Origin of the sequence: Sphaerisporangium sp. NBC_01403 (assembly GCF_045040145.1) — a bacterium.
GTDB classification, from domain to species: domain Bacteria; phylum Actinomycetota; class Actinomycetes; order Streptosporangiales; family Streptosporangiaceae; genus Sphaerisporangium; species Sphaerisporangium viridialbum.
This window is the reverse complement of sequence record NZ_CP109534.1, coordinates 489,645-508,690: the sequence shown is the minus strand read 5'-3', so window position 1 is coordinate 508,690 and position 19,046 is coordinate 489,645. Positions and strand designations below refer to the sequence as shown.

Sequence of the window (19,046 nt, the reverse complement as noted above, 5' to 3'; positions counted from 1 at the left end):
GTCGTCGAAGCCGGGTCCGTGCGCCGGAGCCGGTCTGTCGTTCGAGCCGGTCTGTTGGTTCGAGCGGTTCTGGGAGCTCTAGGCGTTGGTGCCGGTCAGGATGACGACCGAGCGCGGCCCTATGTAGTGGCGCCGGGGCCGCTCCAGCACCGGCTCGGACCCCGGCTCGTGCGCGTCGTGCGGAGCCGTCGCCCCGGTGTCGGCGAAGACGCGCCAGACGCCCCCGCCGGCCAGCTCGGGCAGCTCCAGGTCGTGCCCCTCCCAGTGGGAGTTCATCGCCACGTAGACGTGGTCCTTGGCCCCGGCGGCGTCGCGCCCGCAGCGCATCACCGCGAGCAGCCTGCTGCCGGGCGACCAGTCGGGCTCCCACGGCCGTACGCCGTGCCAGCTCACGTCCGGCAGGCCGACGCCCAGGAAGTCCACGCCGAGCGGATGCGTCGCCTCCCGCAGGACCGAGTGGGCCCGCCGGAACGCGATCAGCCTGCTCGTGAACCGCAGCAGCTCGGCGTTCGAGGAGACCAGGTCCCAGTCGAACCAGGACAGCTCGTTGTCCTGGCAGTAGGTGTTGTTGTTGCCGAGCTGGGTGCGGCCCACCTCGTCGCCGGCGAGCAGCATGGGCACGCCCTGGCTCGTCAGCAGGATCGCCAGGGCGTTCTTCATCTGGCGGGTGCGTAGCGCGTTGATCCCGGGGTCGTCCGTCGGGCCCTCGGCCCCGCAGTTCCAGCTGTTGTTGTCGTTGGCGCCGTCGGCGTTGCCCTCGCCGTTGGCCTCGTTCCGCTTGTCGTTGTACGAGACGAGGTCGTTGAGGGTGAAGCCGTCGTGCGCGGTGATGAAGTTGACCGACGCCGTGGGGCCGCGCCCGCCGTACAGGTCCGGGGAGCCCACGATCCTGGCGGCCAGCTCGCCCACTGTGCCCTCGTCGCCCTTGACGAACCTGCGCAGGATGTCGCGGTACTTGCCGTTCCACTCGGCCCAGCGGCCGTAGTTCGGGAAGTGGCCGACCTGGTACAGGCCGCCGGCGTCCCAGGCCTCGGCGATGAGCTTGCTGTGCCGCAGGATCGGGTCGTAGGCGAGCTGCTCCAGCAGCGGGGGGTTGGGCAGCGGGCTGCCGTCGGGCCCCCGGTCGAGGATCGCGGCCAGGTCGAAGCGGAACCCGTCGACGTGGTACTCGGCCACCCAGTAGCGCAGGCAGTCGAGCACGAACTCGCGCACCACCGGGTGGTTGCAGTTGACGGTGTTCCCCGTGCCGCTGAAGTTGTAGTAGTACCCCTCGGGGGTGAGCATGTAGTAGGTGGCGTTGTCCAGGCCCTTGAACGAGATCGTCGGCCCCTGCTCGTTGCCCTCGGCGGTGTGGTTGAACACCACGTCGAGGATGACCTCGATGCCGGCCTTGTGCAGGTCCTTGACCAGGGTCTTGAACTCGTCCGCCTGCATGCCGTACCTGCCGGTGGCGGCGTAGCCGGCCTTGGGCGCCATGAAGCCGACGGTGTTGTAGCCCCAGTAGTTGTACAGGCGCTCGCCGGTCACCGGGTTGCTGCGCGAGTTGTCGAACTCGTCGAACTCGAAGATCGGCATGAGCTCGACGCAGTTGACCCCGAGCTCCCGCAGGTAGGGGATCTTCTCCCGAAGGCCGGCGTACGTCCCGGGCGCCGACACTCCCGAGGAGGGGTGCCGGGTGAAGCCGCGGACGTGCGTCTCGTAGATGACGAGTTCCTCGGTGGGAGTGCGCAGCGGCGCGTCGTCCTCCCAGTCGAAGTCCTCCAGGGCGATCACGGCCCGGTACTGGTACTGGTTGCTCCAGTCCGGCGCCACCCCCCAGGTCTCGCGCCCGGACAGCAGGCGCGCGTGCGGGTCGGTGAGCACGGTCCCCGCGTCGAACCTGTCGCCCCTGGCGGGGTCGAACGGGCCGTCGGCGCGGAAGCCGTACTCCAGGTCCTCGGGGTCGAGCCCGAAGACGGTCATGGCGAAGACGCTCCCGATGCGGTACTCGGGCGGGAACGGCAGCTCCTCCATCGGCCTGTCGGCGCCGCGCTTGAACAGCACCAGCGTCATGGAGGTGGCGCGGTCGGAGAACACCGAGAAGGTGACCCCGCCGGGCACCACGCGGGCGCCGTAGGGGAACGGCCGGCCGTGGCCGACCCGGTACCCCGCGATCTGTCTCGTCGGGAACGAGTCGATGCGTTCGGCTGTCATGGCCGCACGCGCCCCATCTCGGTCTCGGCGTCCTCGCCGATCTCGAAGAAGTCCAGGAACCCCGTGGCCGACATCACGAACCTGACCTCGTCGGTCAGGCCGACCAGGACGATGCCCGTCGTGGCCTGCTGGGCCCGCCGGTAGAGCAGCAGCAGCATCCGCAGGCCCGCGCTCGACACGTACGGCACGTCGGTGAAGTCGACCAGGAGCCTGCCGGTCTGCCCGACCAGCGGCAGGAGCCGGTCCTGCACTCCCGGCGCGGTCGTGCTGGTGATCTCGCCGTCGAGGCGGGCCACCGTGAAGCCGTCGACGACCCGGGTGGTGACGTTGACGCTCATCGGATGGCCTCCACCCTGACCTTGACCTTCACCCTGCCCGTCGCCTCCGGGAGGTGGACGGTGAGGGCCTCGGCGTCGTAGTCCTCGTACGGCTCGCCGTCGATCTCGACCGCGCCGATCCTGACCGAGCCGGGGGGCAGCAGGTCGGGCGAGACGCGCAGGGTGCGGTCGGCGAAGCCGTCGGGGTCCGGCTTGAAGTGCAGGTCCAGGTGCTTGCCGTTGATGAGCAGGTTGTTGTACACCGCCGACAGGAAGCACAGCTCGGACGAGTGGTACATGCTCATCGAGTGGCTGCCCTTGAACCGCTCGGTGCCGAGCAGGTACGGCAGGCCGCTGGCGAGCACGTTGAAGTAGACCGCTCCCTCGTCGTGGTCGAGGAAGAACGCGTTGTAGAACGACTCCGCGCCGCGGGCCTCGTCCCTGAAGCGGTCCTGCCCGGTGATCCCGAAGAGGATGAGGTAGGCCAGGATGGCCTGCTCCTGCTGCCACCAGGCCTTGCGGTCGTGCCAGACGAACCGGTAGCGGTCCTCGCCCTCCCTGCGCGCCCGCTCCACGACGTCGTACCAGCCGCCGCGCTGCCGGTCGCTGCCGATCGCCGGCATGATGTCGCCTATGTGCGCGGCGAGCTCCGCGTACTCCGCCTTGGGCCTGAGCGAGTGCATCCGCATGAGGTTCCATGCGATCTTCAGGTTGTGGCCGACCACGGCGCGGTTCTGCTGCCAGCCGTGGGTGGTGTCGTGCGACCAGTCGCGGTGGAAGCGCTCCTGGACGAACGGGCTGTTCTTGTCGTCCGGGAAGTGCTCCACGATGGTGTCGAAGGTGTATTCCAGGAACTTGGCGTAGGCGGGGTCGCCGGTGGCCAGGTACAGGTTGATCAGGTAGGCGGGGGCGTGGTCGCCGACCGAGTTCCAGTTCTTCCTGGCGCGGTTCTCGCCGAGGGACTCGTGGTCGGGGCTCAGCAGGATCGGGTCGATGTGCGAGAAGTAGCCGCCGCCCTCGCGGTCCAGGAAGAACCGGTCGAACAGGCGCAGCGTCGCGTCCGCGTCGCTCTTGATCCGCGGGTCGCCCGTCACCCGGTAGGTCTGGATGGGGCCGGCGAGCGCGTAGATCTGCTCGTACATCGGGATGGCGTCGTAGTCGTCGGAGAACTCCGAGGTGAACAGCTTGCGCTCGACGTCGCCGTCGACCTTGAGGCCGTGGTACCAGTAGACGATGTCCTCGTCGGCGTCGACGAAGCGCAGGTGCGTCCGCAGGTACTCGGTGCCCCGCTCGGCGACCTCCAGGTAGGTGTCGTCGCCGGTGAGCATGTACGCCGAGGCCATGCCGTAGACCAGCCGGGAGATCGTGTCGGTCTCCTGCACGTGGCTGCTGGTCTTCTCGCCGCCGAGCCTGATCAGCGTGCGGTACTCGGTGAAGTCCACCGGTCCCTCGCCGAACTGCGCCTTGCGGTAGAAGGCGGCGATCTCCTCGAGCTGGTGGATCCACCAGTTCGACTCCTCGAAGCGGAAGTCGCCCGGCCGGCGGCCGAGGAAGATGATCCGCTTGGCGTCGAAGATCTGGTCGTCGCCGTGCGGGTAGAAGACCCCGTAGGCGAACAGGAAGCGGCCGGGCTCGAGCATCGCGTCGAGCTGCCCGGACGCGTCGGTGTACGGCTCGCCGAGGTTGCGCATCAGCTCGGCGCTGGGCTCGCCGTCGACCGAGACGTCGAAGCGGCGGCCGTCGGCGGTGGCGACGGTGGCGGTCCTGGCCTGCCTGTCGTAGGCGGTGACCTGACCGGCGATGGTGTCGGAGAAGGTGAAGTTCACGGGGTTCCACCCTTCTGTGCGACCAGGTCCTTCTGCGAGGACGGGTCCGTCCGTGCGAGCAGCTCCTTCTCTGTGAGCAGCTCGATGAGGGTCTTCGCGAACAGGTGGCAGTGCTGGCCGGACCGTCCGGTCACGAGGTCGCCGTCGACCACCACGTCCCTGTCGACGTACTCGGCGCCCATGTTCCGCACGTCGCCGACGAGGTTGTTGTGGCAGACGACCTTCCGGCCGCGCACGACGTACGGGATGGAGGACGCGAGCCACATGCCGTGGCAGATGATCCCCTTGATGACCTCGGGACGCTCGAAGGCGCGGCGCAGGAAGTCGGTCGCGGGGGCGAGCCGGTCCACGTCCTCGGTGTAGCGCAGCCGGTCCGACACCATGCCAGAGGGCACGATGACGGCCGAGTAGTCCGCCGGGTCGACGTGCTCCAGGCTGAGCGAGACGTCGAAGGGCGCGCGGTACTCGTGGCCCTTGAAGGTGATGGACCGCTGGCCCCACAGCCGGGTGAGGAAGTCGGCCGGGATGCCCTGCTCGGCGAACCTGCGCTGGTAGTAGAAGATCTCGGGCTCGTAGAAGTCGCTCTCCATGAGGATCGCGACGCGCGTGTTGGCCACGGTCACTCCGTGATGAGGTCGATGAGGAAGGGCCTGTCGTCCAGCAGCAGCCGCTCGACCGCCTCTTCCACCTGGCTGTGCTTCTCCACGCGCAGGGCCTCGACGCCGAGCCCGCGGGCGATGTCGACGAAGCCGAGGTCGGGGTAAGCGAGGTCGAAGGAGCGGGGGAAGGAGTGGGCGGGGATCTCCCGCTCGCGCCAGTACTGCTCGATGTTGAGGTCGAGCAGCCGGTAGCCGCGGTTGTTGCAGACGACGAACTTGGCGCCGACGCCCTCGCGGACCGCGGTGGCCAGCGCCTGGATGGTGTACATGCTTCCCCCGTCACCGGTGAAGCCGATGACGGTCTTCTCGGGATGGGCGAGCTTGATCCCGATCGCGCCGGGGATCCCGACGCCGAGCGAGCCGCCGCGGGTCTGGAACCAGTGGCCCGGCAGCCTCGGCGGCAGGTAGGTGCCGAGCACGCCGGCGGCGGTCAGCCCCTCGTCGAAGATCATCACGTCCTCGGGGGCCCGCAAGGCGATCTGCCGGGCGAAGGCGGCGAGCAGGGACTCGTCCTCCGGCTCCTGGCGCGGCCGCTCGGCGCTCCGCCGGAGCCGCAGGGCCCCCGCCTCGCGTTCTCCCGGGGTCATCGACCGGCGCAGCTCGCCTTCGAGCGCGGCCAGCGTGGCCTTCGGGTCGGCGACCAGGCCGAGCGTCACCGGGTGGTTCTTGGCGATCTCGTAGGCGTTCAGGTCGACGTGGACGATCCTGGCGTCCGGCCTGAAGGGCGAGACGAGGTCGGGGAAGACCTCGGGGAACAGGTAGGTGCCGACGACCAGGACCGCGTCGGCCTTCGCCACCACGGCCCTGCTGACCTCGCCGAACATGTGGCCGAGCTGGCCCCTGAACAGCGGGTGGCGGCCGTCGAAGCACATCTCGGACAGCTCCACCCCCCACACGTCGGCGCCCAGCAGCTCGGCCACGCGGGTGAGCTCCTCCTGGGCGCCGGAGGCGGCGACGCCGTCGCCCATCAGCACGAGCGGCGCCTCGGCGCCCCCGAGCAGCGACGCCGCCGAGCTGATCAGCTCGTGGACCGGCGTCACCGCCGTGTGCGGCAGCGTGGACGGCAGGACCGGCTCGTCGTTGGGCTGGTCGAGCACGTCTAGCGGGAGGGAGACGAAGACCGGGCCGCGCGGCGGCGTCATGGCGATCTTGACGGCGCGGCGGAGCACGCGCAGCACCGACGAGGGGTCGGTCACCCGGGTGGCGTACTTGGTGACGGGACGGGCCATGGCTACCAGGTCGGCCGCCATCTGGCCGTCCATCGCCTCGTAGCGGACGCCGGACTCGCCGGCGACCACGACGAGCGGCGTGTGACCGCGCTTGGCCTGGTACAGCATGCCGATCCCGTTGCCGAGGCCGACGCCGCTGTGCAGCTGGACGAGCGCGGGGCCGCCGGTGGCGCGGGCGTACCCGTCGGCGATGCCGACGGCGACCGTCTCCTGCAGGGTCAGGATGTAGCGGAAGGCGTCGTACTTCTCCAGCGCGTCGAGGAAGCCCTGCTCGACGGTGCCGGGGTTGCCGAACATGTGCGTCATGCCGTCGGCGAGGAACTGCTCGATGATCGCCTCGTTGCCTCGTCTGGTCACGTCCGTCTCACCAGCCGAACCGGCGCAGGCCGTCTTCGAGGGTCTCCACGATCTTCTGCCCGGTGAGGAACGAGTCGGGGGTCGAGCGGCCCGTGATGAACGGGTAGTCGACGATGACCGAGGTCTCCTTGCCGAAGTTGCCGTGGTAGCGGCCCTCGGGCCCGGTGGCGTCGCGCAGGATGTACTCCAGCGGGTACGGCGGCGGCCCCATCACGAAGTCCGTGCCGAGGAAGCCCGTGCCGTCCTTGTAGTCGTACTCCTTGCAGTGGCCGGTGACGTGCTTGCCCCAGATGATGCTCTTGCGGTCCTCCCACTCGCGCGCGAACGCCAGGCAGGCCACGCCATAGCACTCGGCGGCCACCGGCTTGCCGGCGCGCAGGAACGACAGGATCAGCGCGTGGACCCGCTCGTTGTTGGCCAGGTCGACGATGGGGCCGCTGCCGCCGACGATCAGGATCGCGTCGTAGTCCGCGATCTCGGCCTCCACCGCCGCCACCGCCCGGTGGTAGGCCTCAAGGCCGCGCAGGTAGCCGGGGTCGGCGGTGTACGGGCGCTCGGGCAGCCACCTGGAGATGTCCAGGGGGTTGTCCAGCCGGTCGGACTCGTCCAGCTCACGGGTCAGCTTGGCGACCTCGGGAGAGGTGACCGAGCGGCCGAGCGGCGGGTCGACGTAGTCGGGGGCCATGCTGGGCGGCAGCGCGTGCGCCCGCCGCCCGGTGGGGGTCGCGAAGACCACCTCGTAGCCTCGCTGGTCGAATTGGGTGAGCGGGCCGAGCAGTTCCTCGCCCCAGTAGCCGTGCTCGGACAGAACGACCAGAATCTTCCTGCTCATGGCTTCTCCTGCGGGCCGATGATCCAGTCCTCCCTGGAAGCCAGCGAGAACACGTGCGCGGGGTCGGCGACGGCGTCCAGCGCCGGCTTGACCCGTTCGGCGTAGTACGGCGAGGCCAGCGCCTCGCCAAGGGCGTCGACGTCGTCGAACCAGATCTGCTCGACGCTGTCGAAGCCCGCCTCGCCGAAGGTGTAGAACCCATCCCTGGTGTGGGCGTGCAGGTGGCGGCGGAGCCCCGGCAGGCCGCTGACCGCGGGGGCGTAGTTGCCGAGGGTCTGCTTGCGGTAGTCGTCTAGCGAGAGCCCGGGCCTGCGCTTGATCAGGGTCGTCAGCTTGACCCAGGAGGGGCGCGCCTCGGTGAGCGGCGGGCCGGGCACGATCTCGTGCGCGTCGGTGTCGAGCACGATGGTCATCCAGAAGGCGGCCCAGTTGGGCTCGTCGAGCCTGGCGCCCTGGAGGAACTCCTCGGTCTGCAGCGAGGCGAGCTGCTCCTCCTCGTTGGCCAGCCAGATCTCCGCCATCCCCTGGTGCGGGAGCGCCGGGGTGCCGCGGTCGCCGTCGAACGGCACCCGCGAGTCGATCAGGTAGCGCCGGATCTGCGGGATCTTGGCGGCGAACTTCACCGCGTGCACGTGCACCCAGTAGTCCTGGAACTCCTCAGCGGTCATGCCCGGCTTCGGGGCGGCCAGGATGAACTGATGGATCATGGAATCTCCCTTTTTCCGGAGGGGATCTTGGAATTGAGCATCGCAGCGGAATTCGGAGACCGTCAAAGGAGATGCGGCTACTTCTCGACTTCGGCTCTTTAATCCGGCATTTAAGTCAAGTCGCATGGCATTCCGGAAATATCCGCTTATCCTCGGGCGGTTCGCGGCGCCCCGCGCCATCTGACAAAGTGCCTGGGGAATAAGCCGGGATCATGGCCAGCGGCACCGTCGCGTCCTACTGTCCACCTCAACGGATGCCTGACCGAAAGGTGGCACATGAAAGGCGAGCTGACCGCCGCGGTGCGCCGCGGTGCCATCGACGAGATCCGCGACCTGCTTCGGGCGGGCGCCGATCCCAGCGAGCGCGACCCGGACACCGGGCTGACCGTTCTCATGATCGCTTCAGGCCGCGCCGACGCGCCCGCCGTACGAGCACTGCTCGCCGCGGGGGCCGACGTCTTCACGACCGACGCCAAGGCCGGCGCGACCGCCCTGCACAAGGCCTGCCAGGGCGGAAGCGCCGAAGTGATCCGCGACCTGCTGGACGCCGGGGCCTTCGTGGACTCGGTCGCCGCGACGACCGGCCACACCCCGCTGATGGACGCTCTCTGGTTCAAGTTCCCCGAGATCGTCGAGGTGCTCCTCGACAGGGGCGCCGGCCTGAACCTCTCCACCCACTACGGCTTCTCGCTGAAGGAGCACTTCGAGTACGAGCTGAACGTCAACACCTTCGGCAAGGAGCGGCTCGTCGAGTCCGACAAGCTGCTGCGGGCCCGGCAGGAGTCCGACGACGCGACGGCGAGCGGCCACGCCCTCATGAACGCCGTCACCGCGGGCGACGCGGCGGCCGTGCGCGAGCTGGTCGCCGACGGGTTCCCCGTCGACATGCGCTGGCCCGTCGTCAACGGGTTCAACGACGCGCACACCGCGCTGCTGGTGGCGTGCCGCGACGGGCACACCGAGATCGTCGGGACCCTGCTCGCGGCCGGCGCCGACGTCAACGCGATCGAGCCGACGTTCGGCGCCGTTCCGCTGCACAAGGCCGTCTACAACGGGCACGTCGAGATCACCCGGATGCTCGTCGAGCGGCCGGGCATCGACCTCGGGTTCCAGGGCGCCACCAACGGCTACAGCCCCCTGCACGACTCCCTCTGGCACGGCTACGCCGACTGCGCCCGCGTCCTGGTCGAGGCCGGGGCACCGCTGGACCTGGTCGGGCACGACGGCAAGACCCCCCGGGACCTCGCGGAAGAGGTGCTGGGCGGCGACCACGAAGTGACCCTGCTCATCGCGGGAGGCGGCCATGAAGGAAACTGACGCACTCGTCGTCGGCAGCGGGTTCGGCGGCGCGATCGCCGCGCTGCGGCTCGGGGAGGCGGGCGTCCAGACGCTCGTGATGGAGCGCGGGCGGCGCTGGCCCGTCACCGACGCCCACGACACCTTCGCCACCTACGACGCCCCGGACGGACGGGCCGCCTGGCTCAGCCCGGTCACCGTGGCCCCGGCGCAGGAGGGGCTGCCCATCGACGTGTACGCGGGCGTGCTCGAACGCGTCAAGGGCGACGGCATCGACGTCCTCGCGGGCGCGGGCGTCGGCGGCGGCTCCCTGGTGTACAACACGGTGCTCTACCAGCCGCGGCGCGACCTGTTCGCCCGCGTGTTCCCCTCCTGGCTCGACTACGACGAGCTGGACGACGTGTGGTACCCCAAGGTCCGCGAGGCCGTCGGGGTGTCCCAGATGCCGGCCGACGTGCTCGCCCACGAGCACTACCGTGGCCAGCGGGTGCTGCTGGACGAGGCCGCCGCCGCCGCCGGCATCCCTGCGCGGCTGTTCGACCTCGGGCTCGACTGGGACGTCATCCGCGCCGAGCTCGACGGCACCATTCCCCCGTCGCTGATCGCCGGCCAGGTCTGGTACGGCTCCAGCAGCGGCGCCAAGCGCAGCCTCGACCGCACCTACCTGGCGCGGGCCGAGGCCACGGGCAACGTCGAGGTGCTGCCGCTGCACGTCGTCACCGACGTGCGCGAGAACGGCACGGGCTACGTGGTGGCCTTCAACGAGATCGACGACAACGGCCGCGTGCTGGCGCGCCGGGAGATCCACACCCGGCACCTCTTCCTGGCCGCCGGATCGGTCGCCACCACGCGGCTGCTGGTCCGCGCCCGCGAGACCGGCGTGCTCCCCAAGCTGTCCGACGCCGTCGGCACCCAGTGGGGCGCCAACGGCGACCTGGTGATCATCAGGAGCGGCCTGCCGCCAACCGGCCCCAGCGAGGGCGGCCCGGCCGGCGCCGTCCTTGAGGACCTCGACAACCCCGTGGCCCCCATCGCCATGGCCGCCATGCCCGTGCCGCAGGCCGGGATGCCCGAGGGCTTCATGGGCCTCATCGGCATGGGCCTCGGCCCGCCCAAGGGCACGTTCGGCTACGACGGCCGCACCGACTCGGTGAAGCTCTCCTGGCCCGCCGACGACCCCGAGGTCACGGCCATCGCCGACGGGGCGCGCTCGACGTTCGAGAGGCTCGGCACCGGAAAGATAGAGGCCATCGACGCCGGCACCACGGGCCACCCGTGCGGCGGCGTGCCCATCGGCGTCGCGACCGACGAGTACGGCCGGGTGAACGGCTACCCGGGGCTCTACGTCGTCGACGGCGCGCTCGTCCCCGGCGGCAGCGCCGCCTGCACCAACCCCGCGCTCACCATCGGCGCGCTCGCAGAACGGGCGATGGCGGCCATCGTCCCCGACATCGTGGAGGGATAGTCACCGATGACGTCTCCAAGGCAGGCGGCCCTGGTCACCGGGGGTTCCAGCGGCATCGGCCTGGCGGTGGCCACGGCCCTGGTCGCGCGCGGGTCCGAGGTCACCGTGCTCGGACGTGACGCGGGCAGGCTGGGCAAGGCCGTGGACCGGCTCGGCGGCGGGGCCGCCGGGCGCGGTTCCGGCGGCCCGGCCGTCCACGGCGTGGTGGCCGACGTCGCGAAGCCGGGGTCCGCGCAGGCGGCCGTGGCCGCCCACATCGAGCGATGGGGGCGGCTGGACGTGCTGGTCAACAGCGCCGGCGTGCTGGCGGCCGGCCCCCTGGACTCCTACACCGAGGCCACCGTGGCCGAGGTGCTGGACATCGACCTCCGCGCCACCATCATGTTCTGCCAGGCGGCCCTGCCCTACCTGCGCAAGGCCGCGCGCGACGGCGGGCGGCCCCTGATCGCCAACATCGCCTCGGTCTCCGGCAAGCGGGCGGACCCGGGGTTCTCCCTCTACTGCGCGGCCAAGTTCGGGGTGGTCGGTTTCACCGCGGCCCTGCACCAGGAGCTGCGCGGCGAGGGTGTGGGGGCCTGTGCGGTATGTCCGGGACTTGTGGACACGCCGATGGCAGACTGGGCGCGCTCCTGGGCGCCGAGGTCCTCGATGCTCCGCCCCGAGGACGTCGCCGGCGCCGTGCTCCGCGTGATCGACATGCCCACGGGCCACGTACCCGCAGAACTCAGCGTCTAGTAGGAGGTCCGTGAGCACCGCACACTCACCCAGGCTGCGCCACCTGGCGGGCTCCACCAAGGAGACCCACGCGTCCTGGCTGGAGCTCTTCTTCGACCTGGTCTTCGTCGTCGCGGTCTCCGAGCTGGCCCGCACGCTGCGCGGAGACCTGACCGCCCATGGGTTCCTGATCTTTCTGGCGCTGTTCGTCCCGGTCTGGTGGGTCTGGATGAGCTTCGCCTACTACGCCGACCTGTTCGAGACGGACGCGGCGCACTTCAGGATCGCCCTTCTGGCCGGCATGTTCGGCTCGCTCATGCTCGCGGGAACCATCGGCGTCGCGGTCGGCCCCTCCACCGGGGCCGGCCTCGGCGGCCCGCACGGCTTCGCGCTGGCCAACGCCGCGCTCCAGGCCATCCTGGTCGCCCTGTACGGCTACGCGCGGCGCGCGGCGTCGCAGGACGTCCCCGTCCCCGTCCCCGTCGCCGTCGCCGTCACCGGCGCCGTCACCGACCGTCCGCCTCCGCACGGCGCGGCCGGGAGCCCGAGTGCGGACGCCGGAGGCGAGCCGGCGAGCGCGGTGCAGAACGCCGCGCTCCGCCAGCTCTGCGGCATTTACGTGGCCGGGTTCGGGTGCGGCGGGGCCCTGTGGCTGATCTCGGTGCTCGTCTCGCCGCCCTGGCACATGGCCCTGTGGGCGCTGGCGCTGGTGGTCGAGATCGCCACGCCGTTCCTGGCCTATCTGATCGTGCGCTCGCCGCCCGCGCACGCCTCCCACCTGCCCGAACGGCTCGGCCTTTTCACGCTCATCGTGCTGGGCGAGTCGGTGCTCGCGGTCGCGTGGGGGGCGCGGGGCACCGGCTGGACCCCCGCCGCGTTCCCGGTGGCGTTCTTCGCCTTCGTGATCGCCGCGTGCCTGTGGTGGGTGTACTTCGAGCACGTCGACCACGGCGTCATCATCCACGCGCTGACCAGCGGGCGCTCCACTCTCGTGCGCGGGTTCGCCTACGGCTACGGCCACCTGCTCATCTTCGCCGGGCTCGCCTCCACGGCGGTCGGCTCCGAGGTCCTCATCGAGCACGCCTCCGACGACCACCTCCCGGCCGGCGCGGGGCTCGCGCTGGCCGGTGGGGCCGCCGCCTTCCTGCTCGCGACGACCGCGGCGCACCTGGTGATCCGCCGCCCGCTCAGCAGGCGGCTGGTCGCCGCCCGCGTCGCAGCCGCGGTGAGCGCCCTGGCGCTGGGCGCGGCGTCCCCGGCCCTTTCCGGGCTCGCGGTGACCGCGTCCCTGGCGGGCGTCCTCGTGCTGCTCACCTGGGCGGAGATCCGGCACCGGTCGCGACGGGAGGGGCCTGGCAGGCCTCCTGCCCTCGCGTCTCATCCGCAGCCCGGCCTGGCAGCCTCACCAGGAAGCGGGTATCCCCGGGCCGCGAGCGAACCGTGATCGACCCCCGGTGACGCCTGGTCACGATGCGGTGGGTCAGGTGCAGGCCGAGCCCGGTGCCCGCGCCGATGTCCTTGGTCGTGAAGAACGGCTCGAACACGCGCGGGAGCACCACGGGGTCGATGCCCGGGCCGGTGTCGGCGACCTCGACGACCACGCAGCTGCCCTCGCCGCGCGCGCTGATCCTGAGCTGCCCGCCGCCCGCCATCGCGCCCGCGGCGTTGTCGATGAGGTTGGTCCACACCTGGTTGAGCTCGGTGGGATACCCGGGGATGCGGGGCAGCGGCTGGGCGTAGTCGCGGACCACGGTGACGCCCGCGAGCTGCGGGCGCAGCATCGCGAGCGTCGCCTCCAGCCCCTCGCGCACGTCGACGTCCGACTCGGGGGCGCGGTCGAGGTTGGTGTACTCCTTGGTGTTCTTCACGATCGCCGAGACCCGGGTGCCGGCGTCGCGTACGTCCACGGCGGATGAGCGCACCCGCAGGCTCTCCGACAGGTAGCGCAGCGCGGCGGGCACGCGGTCGGGCCGCAGGCGCCCGGTGAGGTCCTCCAGCCAGCCGACGTCGAGGCCGCGCTCCACCAGCAGTTCGGCGAAGGAGGCCCCGTCGTCCAGGCCGTGGTCCTCCGCCCAGTCCTGGAGCCGTTCCTCCATCTGGCTCATGCCGAGCGCGTCGCCCGGCCCCGTGCCACGCGCGCGGGCCAGCCAGTCGCGCTGGGCGGCCCGTACGGCCTCACGTTCCTCCGCTGTGGCCGTCTCGCCCCAGGTCTCGGCCGCCTCCTCCAGCTCGGCCACGGCGTCGTCCAGCTCGCCGATGGCGCGGGTGACCGCGGCCACGGGGTTGTTCAGCTCGTGGGCGATGCCCGCCGCCAGGGTGCCGAGCGAGGCCAGCGTCGAGCGGCGCCCGGCGCTGACGATCATGTCCTGGGCGCGGAGCGCGAGCACGGGGATGACCAGCTCGGACACCCTCGGGGTGCGCACGAGCATTTGCAGGAAGGCGTCGCGTTCGTAGAGCGCGACGCGGCTGTCCCCGACGGAGGTGGCCGTGGCGAGGTAGGCGTCGCCCGCGAGCACGCACAGCTCGCCGGTGAAGGTGTGGGCGAGGGAGGCGCGGGTCTCGGCGTCCGGCCGGGTCGAGTGCCGGGCGAGCACCTCCTCACGGTCGTCGACCACCTTGGAGATGAGCAGCTCGCCTTCGAGGAGCACGACGAAGAATCTCGCCGGAGCCCCCTCGGTGAACAGCACCTCGCCGTCGGCCAGCTCGCGGGAGCGGGCGGCCGCCGAGAGCCAGCCGTACTGGTCGTCGGAAAGTCCGTGGAAGAGCGGATGCGCTCGCAACTCCTCCGGGAGCACGCCTGTGTCACCCATGGATGGGCTCCTCTCACGCCGGGTGAAGGGAGCGTTACACCGGCCGGGCGGGAGGTCAAAGAGTCCGGCGGCACTTTGTCGGGTGTGCGGGGACGCGAGGTGCCCGAGAGCCTTATTCGCCGTACTTAATCAGGTCCGCGTTCGCATTCGTGCTCGCGTGCTTACGCTTTGGATCACTTGGCCTGTGCAACTTCCCGGACATGGAGGCCGCTGTGGCCCAATGCTCGCACGTTGACCAGATCCGCAGGGTGTCGGCCACTTCCGACGGGTGCCAGGAGTGCCTGGCGCTCGGGCAGCGCTGGGTGCACCTCAGAGAGTGCCTCAGCTGCGGGCACGTCGGATGCTGCGACTCCTCACGCGGACGGCACGCGACCAAGCATCATCGCGCCAGCGGCCATCCGATCGCCGCCTCGGCAGAGCCCGGCGAGACCTGGGCGTGGTGCTACGTGGACGAGGAGGTCATCGAGAATTGAGTGACGAGACCGGCAGGCCGGTGATCCTCGCCGTGGACGACGATCCGCAGGTGCTGAGGGCGGTCAGGCGCGACCTGCGCTCCGCCTACTCCAGCCGCTACCGGGTGCTCGGCGCCTCGTCGGGCAAGGAGGCCCTCGGCATCCTCGACGCGCTCGACGAGCGCGGCGACGACCCCGCCCTCTTCATGGTCGACCAGCGGATGCCGGAGATGACCGGCGTGGACTTCCTGCTGGAGGCCGGGGCGAGGTTCCCCGACGCCAGACGCGTGCTCCTCACCGCGTACGCCGACACCGACGCCGCCATCACGGCGATCAACCGGGTCAGGCTCCACCACTACCTGATGAAGCCCTGGGACCCTCCCGAGGAGCGCCTGTTCCCGGTGCTCGACGACCTGCTGTCCGACTGGCTGGCCTCCTACCGGCCCGCCTACCAGGGCATCAAGGTCGTCGGGTTCCTGGTCTCCCCGGCGACCCACGCGGTCAGGGACTTCCTCACCCGCAACGAGCAGCCGTTCCAGTTCCTGGACATCGACGTGGATCCCGAGGCCGCGCGGCTGGCCGAGGGGCGTACGGACTCCCTGCCGCTGGTGCTGTTCCCCGAGGGCGACCACCTGTCGGCGCCGAGCAGCTCGCAGCTCGCCGAGCGCCTCGGGCTGTCCGGGACGGCTTCACGCCCTCACTACGAGACCGTCATCATCGGCGCGGGCCCCGCGGGGCTGGCGGCCGGGGTCTACTCGGCCTCCGAGGGGCTCTCCACCCTGCTGGTGGACTTCGACGTCCCCGGCGGGCAGGCGGGCACCTCCAGCCTCATCGAGAACTACCTGGGCTTCCCCGCGGGGCTCTCCGGGCGCGACCTCGCCCGCAGGGCCGTCTCGCAGGTGCGCAGGTTCGGCGCCGAGCTGCTGTACCCCGTCGAGGTGACGGGCCTGCGAAGGGCCGACCCGGCGCGCGTCATCACGCTGGCCGACGGCACCGAGATCAGCGCGGAGGTGGTGCTGCTGTCCATGGGGGTCTCCTACAACCGCCTGGACGTCCCCGGCGCCGACCGCTTCGCGGGCGCGGGGCTCTACTACGGCGCCGCCACGACCGAGAGCCAGTCGTGCATCTCCCAGCACGTCTACGTCATCGGGGGCGCCAACTCGGCCGGGCAGGCGGCCCTGCACTTCGCGAACTACGCGAGCAAGGTCACCATGCTGATCAGGGCCGCCTCCCTGGAGGCGGGGATGTCGCAGTACCTCGTGGACGAGATCCGCAGGACGCCCGTCATCGAGGTGCGCCTGGGCACGCGCGTCGTGGAGCTCGCCGGGGAGGAGCGCCTGGAGCGCATCAGGCTCGCCGACGTCCGCACGGGCGAGACCACCGAGGAGCCGGCCGGGTTCGTCTTCACCTTCATCGGCGCCCGGCCGCGCACGGCGTGGCTGGACGGCGCGGTGGAGCGCGACGACCACGGGTTCGTGGTGACCGGGCCGGACGTGCCGCCCGCGAGCTGGGACCTTTCGCGCGCGCCGTACCTTCTGGAGACGAGCGTGCCCGGCGTGTTCGCGGCGGGCGACGTGCGCGCCCGTTCGGTCAAGCGGGTCGCGTCGGGAGTAGGCGAGGGAGCCATGGCCGTGGCACTCATGCACCGTTATCGCGCCAGTACATAATCCCCTAAAAAGCCAAATCCCTTCGAAACGCCATTATTCAAGAATTCACATGATTTATACATTCCACGCCATTGCCATCAGCCCCGGACATGGCGACAATATAGACATGTGGGGAATATTATCAGGAAAGGTCGCCCTAATCACCGGGGCGAGCAGCGGCATCGGAGCCGCGGCGGCACGGGTATTCGCCCGTGAGGGGGCCGCGGTCATGGTCACGGCGAGACGCGAGCGGGAATTGAGCGATCTGGTCGACGAATTGACGGGAAAGGGGTTCGAGGCCGCGTACACGGTGGCCGACGTGACCCGCCCGGAAGACGTCGACCGCGCGGTCTCCGGCACCGTCCAGAGGTTCGGGCGGCTCGACGTGGCCTTCAACAACGCCGGACTCGGAGCCGAGCAGGCGCCCATGCACCTGATGGACGACGCCGTCTTCGACGCGATCGTGGACGTCAACCTGCGCGGCGTCTGGTACTGCACGCGCCGGGAGATCGCCGAGATGCTGGCCGGCGGCGGCGGCGCGATCGTGAACACCAGCAGCGTCGGCGGCCTGGTCGCGACGCCGGTGGCGGCGCCGTACGTCATCTCGAAGCACGCGGTCGTCGGGCTGACGAAGGCGGCGGCGGCGGAGTACGCCAAGCAGGGCATCCGCGTCAACGCGATCGCGCCGGGCACCACCAGGTCGGAGATGATCGAGGCCTGGTTCGCCCTGCAGCCCGGCATCGAGGACCTGCTGCACGCGGTCACCCCCCAGGGCAGGACCGCGGAGCCGGAGGAGGTCGCCGAGGCGGCGGCGTGGCTCGTGAGCGACCGGGCGTCCTTCGTGACCGGCGTGACCCTGCCCGTGGACGGCGGCTACACGTTGATATAGGTGCCCGCGGGATCGAAGCGGCCGACGCGGTCGGCCGGCACGATCCCCGGCAGCAGCAGTTTCCAGAAGTTCGTGAGCCTGTTGCGCAGATCGCGCCGGCCCGACACGGCCTGCGAGACGATCTGGGCCCCCGTGAAGGCCGCGATCACCGTCTCGGCCACCGCGTCGATCTCGATATCGGGCAGCAGGTCGCCCTGCTGCCGCGCCCTGGCCAGGAGGTCCCTGGCACCGTCCTGCCACATCACATGGGTGGTGAACTCAGCCCTTGAAAAGGTCCCGTGCTCGATCGCCAACCGCACGCTGGCCCTGGCGATGACGTTCTTCTGGAGCTCCCTCGCGAACCCGTGGCTGGCGTCGATGACCACCTGGAGGGGTGAGCGGTCGACCGACACCAGAGAGGCCAGCAGCTTCTCGTCGGCGTCGAGAATCGCCCTCGCGAGCTTCTCCTTGGAGCCGAAGTGGAAGTACAGCGCCCCCTTCGTCACCCCGCAACGTTCGAGGATCTGGGCCATCGTGGTGGCCGCGTAGCCGTGCTCCTCGAACACCTCTGCCGCGCCCTCCAGGACCCGTTGCCTGGTCGCGAGCGCTCGTGCCTGTTTAGCCATGACGAATGGTGTTCCTCCCAAAAAAAACCGCTCGGTCGGTATCCTATGCCCCGCGTTGCCTCAAAGGCAGGGAATCTGAAGAGGTAAATAGCCATGACGACGCACCAAGCATTCGACTTGTCGCTCGGCCCCGCGTTCTTCGAGCAGCCGGTCTCCCGCCACCTGGTGCACCGCGCGGCGGTGTCCGAGGTGATGATCACCGGCTGGCGGTCCCTCGACGACAAGACCTCCATCCTCGCAGCGCAGTGGCCCCGCACGCACAGCTTCTACCGGCCGGTCGCCGGGAGGCACGATCCCCTGCTGATCGCCGAGACGATCAGGCAGGCGGGTCTCGTGGTGAGCCACGCCGAGCTGGACTGCCCGATCGGCCACCAGTTCCTGCTGTGGGAGCTGTCCTACGAGGCCGACCTCGGGGACCTGACGATCGGCCCTGGCCCCACCGACCTGGTGCTCCGCTTCACGCGCAGCGAGGTGCGCCACCGGGGCAGGCACCTGGCCGGCCTGCGCGGCCACGTGGACCTCTACCGCGACGGCGAGCTGGTCGGCATGGGCGAGGGGAGCTTCGACTGCGTGTCCCGTGCGGCCTACGACCGGCTGCGCGCCGCCACCCGTCCCATACGTCCGCCCGCGCCCGCCCCGCTCCCCGAACCGGTCACCCCCGAGCTGGTCGGCCGCGACCGTCCCGAGGACGTCGTGCTGGCGCCCGCCGGGCTCGACGACACCTGGCTGCTGCGGGTGGACCCCGCCCACCCGGTGCTCTTCGACCACAAGGTCGACCACGTGCCCGGCATGGCCCTCATGGAGGCCATGCGCCAGGCGACCCGGCTGCTCGCGCAGCCCTCGCCCGTCACATCCCCGAAGCTGTACGCGTCCTTCAACCGCTACGTGGAGCTCGGGGACCCCGCCCTCGTCCACGCGCACGCCGAGGAGCCGCTGCCGTCGGGCGACGTGCCGGTGCGGGTCTCCGTCGAGCAGTACGGCACCACCGCCGCCACCGGCCTGGTCTTCGCACGACCGATCTGACCGTCCGGTCGCCTCCCCCTGTCGTT

Annotated in this window: 16 protein-coding genes and 1 pseudogene; 8 read left to right on the top strand and 9 right to left on the bottom strand. The window is 70.6% G+C overall.

Going from position 1 to position 19,046, the window contains the following annotated elements; translation table 11 throughout:
- Positions 1-78 precede the first annotated feature (78 nt).
- From glgX to OG589_RS02150, 7 genes are read right to left on the bottom strand one after another with little or no spacing between them, the layout of a single operon-like run.
- Entirely contained in the window at positions 79-2,193 is a 2,115-nt protein-coding gene (gene glgX, locus OG589_RS02180; protein WP_405145651.1) for a glycogen debranching protein GlgX, read from the bottom strand.
- Positions 2,190-2,531 carry an STAS domain-containing protein gene (locus OG589_RS02175; protein ID WP_405145649.1) on the bottom strand — a complete coding sequence of 114 codons (342 nt, stop codon included), beginning with the start codon at positions 2,529-2,531 and terminating at the stop codon, positions 2,190-2,192. Before OG589_RS02175 ends, glgX begins: the two co-directional genes overlap by 4 nt.
- A complete protein-coding gene (locus OG589_RS02170) occupies positions 2,528-4,336 on the bottom strand; it encodes an AGE family epimerase/isomerase (protein WP_405145648.1) in 1,809 nt (602 codons plus the stop codon). The genes OG589_RS02175 and OG589_RS02170 overlap by 4 nt, the downstream gene beginning before the upstream one ends.
- On the bottom strand, positions 4,333-4,953 hold the full coding sequence (locus OG589_RS02165; protein ID WP_405145646.1) for a DJ-1/PfpI family protein: 621 nt from the start codon (positions 4,951-4,953) through the stop codon (positions 4,333-4,335). Before OG589_RS02165 ends, OG589_RS02170 begins: the two co-directional genes overlap by 4 nt.
- 2 nt (positions 4,954-4,955) lie before the next feature.
- Positions 4,956-6,581 carry a thiamine pyrophosphate-binding protein gene (locus tag OG589_RS02160; protein ID WP_405145644.1) on the bottom strand — a complete coding sequence of 542 codons (1,626 nt, stop codon included), beginning with the start codon at positions 6,579-6,581 and terminating at the stop codon, positions 4,956-4,958.
- A 7-nt stretch (positions 6,582-6,588) separates the two neighbouring features.
- Positions 6,589-7,413 carry a type 1 glutamine amidotransferase domain-containing protein gene (locus OG589_RS02155; protein WP_405145642.1) on the bottom strand — a complete coding sequence of 275 codons (825 nt, stop codon included), beginning with the start codon at positions 7,411-7,413 and terminating at the stop codon, positions 6,589-6,591.
- A complete protein-coding gene (locus tag OG589_RS02150) occupies positions 7,410-8,120 on the bottom strand; it encodes an EthD domain-containing protein (RefSeq protein WP_405145640.1) in 711 nt (236 codons plus the stop codon). The genes OG589_RS02155 and OG589_RS02150 overlap by 4 nt, the downstream gene beginning before the upstream one ends.
- A gap of 276 nt (positions 8,121-8,396) precedes the next feature.
- Between OG589_RS02150 and OG589_RS02145 the strand changes: the two genes are divergently transcribed.
- The 4 genes and pseudogenes from OG589_RS02145 to OG589_RS02130 form a co-directional block, all read left to right on the top strand.
- Positions 8,397-9,437, top strand: a complete 1,041-nt coding sequence (locus OG589_RS02145; RefSeq protein WP_405145638.1) for an ankyrin repeat domain-containing protein — start codon at positions 8,397-8,399, stop codon at positions 9,435-9,437.
- The gene (locus OG589_RS02140) at positions 9,424-10,881 is read left to right on the top strand and encodes a GMC family oxidoreductase N-terminal domain-containing protein (RefSeq protein ID WP_405145636.1); all 1,458 of its coding nucleotides are present in this window, start codon (positions 9,424-9,426) and stop codon (positions 10,879-10,881) included. The genes OG589_RS02145 and OG589_RS02140 overlap by 14 nt, the downstream gene beginning before the upstream one ends.
- A gap of 6 nt (positions 10,882-10,887) precedes the next feature.
- Positions 10,888-11,616, top strand: coding sequence for an SDR family oxidoreductase (locus OG589_RS02135; RefSeq protein WP_405145634.1), 729 nt, complete (start codon positions 10,888-10,890; stop codon positions 11,614-11,616).
- A gap of 10 nt (positions 11,617-11,626) precedes the next feature.
- A pseudogene (locus tag OG589_RS02130) lies at positions 11,627-12,889 on the top strand (low temperature requirement protein A); the annotation flags it as partial.
- Positions 12,890-12,905: 16 nt separating this feature from the next.
- On the opposite strand, the gene OG589_RS02125 reads toward OG589_RS02130, so the two are convergent.
- The gene (locus OG589_RS02125; RefSeq protein ID WP_405145632.1) at positions 12,906-14,405 is read right to left on the bottom strand and encodes a sensor histidine kinase; all 1,500 of its coding nucleotides are present in this window, start codon (positions 14,403-14,405) and stop codon (positions 12,906-12,908) included.
- A gap of 200 nt (positions 14,406-14,605) precedes the next feature.
- Here OG589_RS02125 and OG589_RS02120 point away from each other — a divergent pair, with 200 nt between their 5' ends.
- From OG589_RS02120 to OG589_RS02110, 3 genes are all read left to right on the top strand, one after another.
- Entirely contained in the window at positions 14,606-14,878 is a 273-nt protein-coding gene (locus tag OG589_RS02120; RefSeq protein ID WP_405145630.1) for a UBP-type zinc finger domain-containing protein, read from the top strand.
- Positions 14,875-16,524: an FAD-dependent oxidoreductase gene (locus tag OG589_RS02115; protein WP_405145628.1), complete on the top strand. Its 1,650-nt coding sequence runs from the start codon at positions 14,875-14,877 to the stop codon at positions 16,522-16,524. Before OG589_RS02120 ends, OG589_RS02115 begins: the two co-directional genes overlap by 4 nt.
- A 106-nt stretch (positions 16,525-16,630) precedes the next feature.
- Positions 16,631-17,392: a glucose 1-dehydrogenase gene (locus tag OG589_RS02110; protein ID WP_405145626.1), complete on the top strand. Its 762-nt coding sequence runs from the start codon at positions 16,631-16,633 to the stop codon at positions 17,390-17,392.
- On the opposite strand, the gene OG589_RS02105 is transcribed toward OG589_RS02110, so the two are convergent.
- Positions 17,377-17,997, bottom strand: a complete 621-nt coding sequence (locus OG589_RS02105) for a ScbR family autoregulator-binding transcription factor (protein WP_405145624.1) — start codon at positions 17,995-17,997, stop codon at positions 17,377-17,379. The genes OG589_RS02110 and OG589_RS02105 overlap by 16 nt on opposite strands.
- A gap of 93 nt (positions 17,998-18,090) precedes the next feature.
- On the opposite strand from OG589_RS02105, the gene OG589_RS02100 reads away from it, so the two are divergent.
- On the top strand, positions 18,091-19,020 hold the full coding sequence (locus OG589_RS02100) for a ScbA/BarX family gamma-butyrolactone biosynthesis protein (RefSeq protein ID WP_405145622.1): 930 nt from the start codon (positions 18,091-18,093) through the stop codon (positions 19,018-19,020).
- Positions 19,021-19,046 lie beyond the last annotated feature (26 nt).

Excerpts from the sequence above, each read along its gene's own strand:
- glgX (WP_405145651.1), bottom strand. The coding sequence starts at position 2,193 with ATGACAGCCGAACGCATCGACTCGTTCCCGACGAGACAGATCGCGGGG.
- OG589_RS02175 (WP_405145649.1), bottom strand. The coding sequence starts at position 2,531 with ATGAGCGTCAACGTCACCACCCGGGTCGTCGACGGCTTCACGGTGGCC.
- OG589_RS02155 (WP_405145642.1), bottom strand. The coding sequence starts at position 7,413 with ATGAGCAGGAAGATTCTGGTCGTTCTGTCCGAGCACGGCTACTGGGGC.
- OG589_RS02150 (WP_405145640.1), bottom strand. The coding sequence starts at position 8,120 with ATGATCCATCAGTTCATCCTGGCCGCCCCGAAGCCGGGCATGACCGCT.
- OG589_RS02145 (WP_405145638.1), top strand. The coding sequence starts at position 8,397 with ATGAAAGGCGAGCTGACCGCCGCGGTGCGCCGCGGTGCCATCGACGAG.
- OG589_RS02140 (WP_405145636.1), top strand. The coding sequence starts at position 9,424 with ATGAAGGAAACTGACGCACTCGTCGTCGGCAGCGGGTTCGGCGGCGCG.
- OG589_RS02135 (WP_405145634.1), top strand. The coding sequence starts at position 10,888 with ATGACGTCTCCAAGGCAGGCGGCCCTGGTCACCGGGGGTTCCAGCGGC.
- OG589_RS02125 (WP_405145632.1), bottom strand. The coding sequence starts at position 14,405 with ATGGGTGACACAGGCGTGCTCCCGGAGGAGTTGCGAGCGCATCCGCTC.
- OG589_RS02120 (WP_405145630.1), top strand. The coding sequence starts at position 14,606 with ATGGAGGCCGCTGTGGCCCAATGCTCGCACGTTGACCAGATCCGCAGG.
- OG589_RS02110 (WP_405145626.1), top strand. The coding sequence starts at position 16,631 with ATGTGGGGAATATTATCAGGAAAGGTCGCCCTAATCACCGGGGCGAGC.
- OG589_RS02105 (WP_405145624.1), bottom strand. The coding sequence starts at position 17,997 with ATGGCTAAACAGGCACGAGCGCTCGCGACCAGGCAACGGGTCCTGGAG.
- OG589_RS02100 (WP_405145622.1), top strand. The coding sequence starts at position 18,091 with ATGACGACGCACCAAGCATTCGACTTGTCGCTCGGCCCCGCGTTCTTC.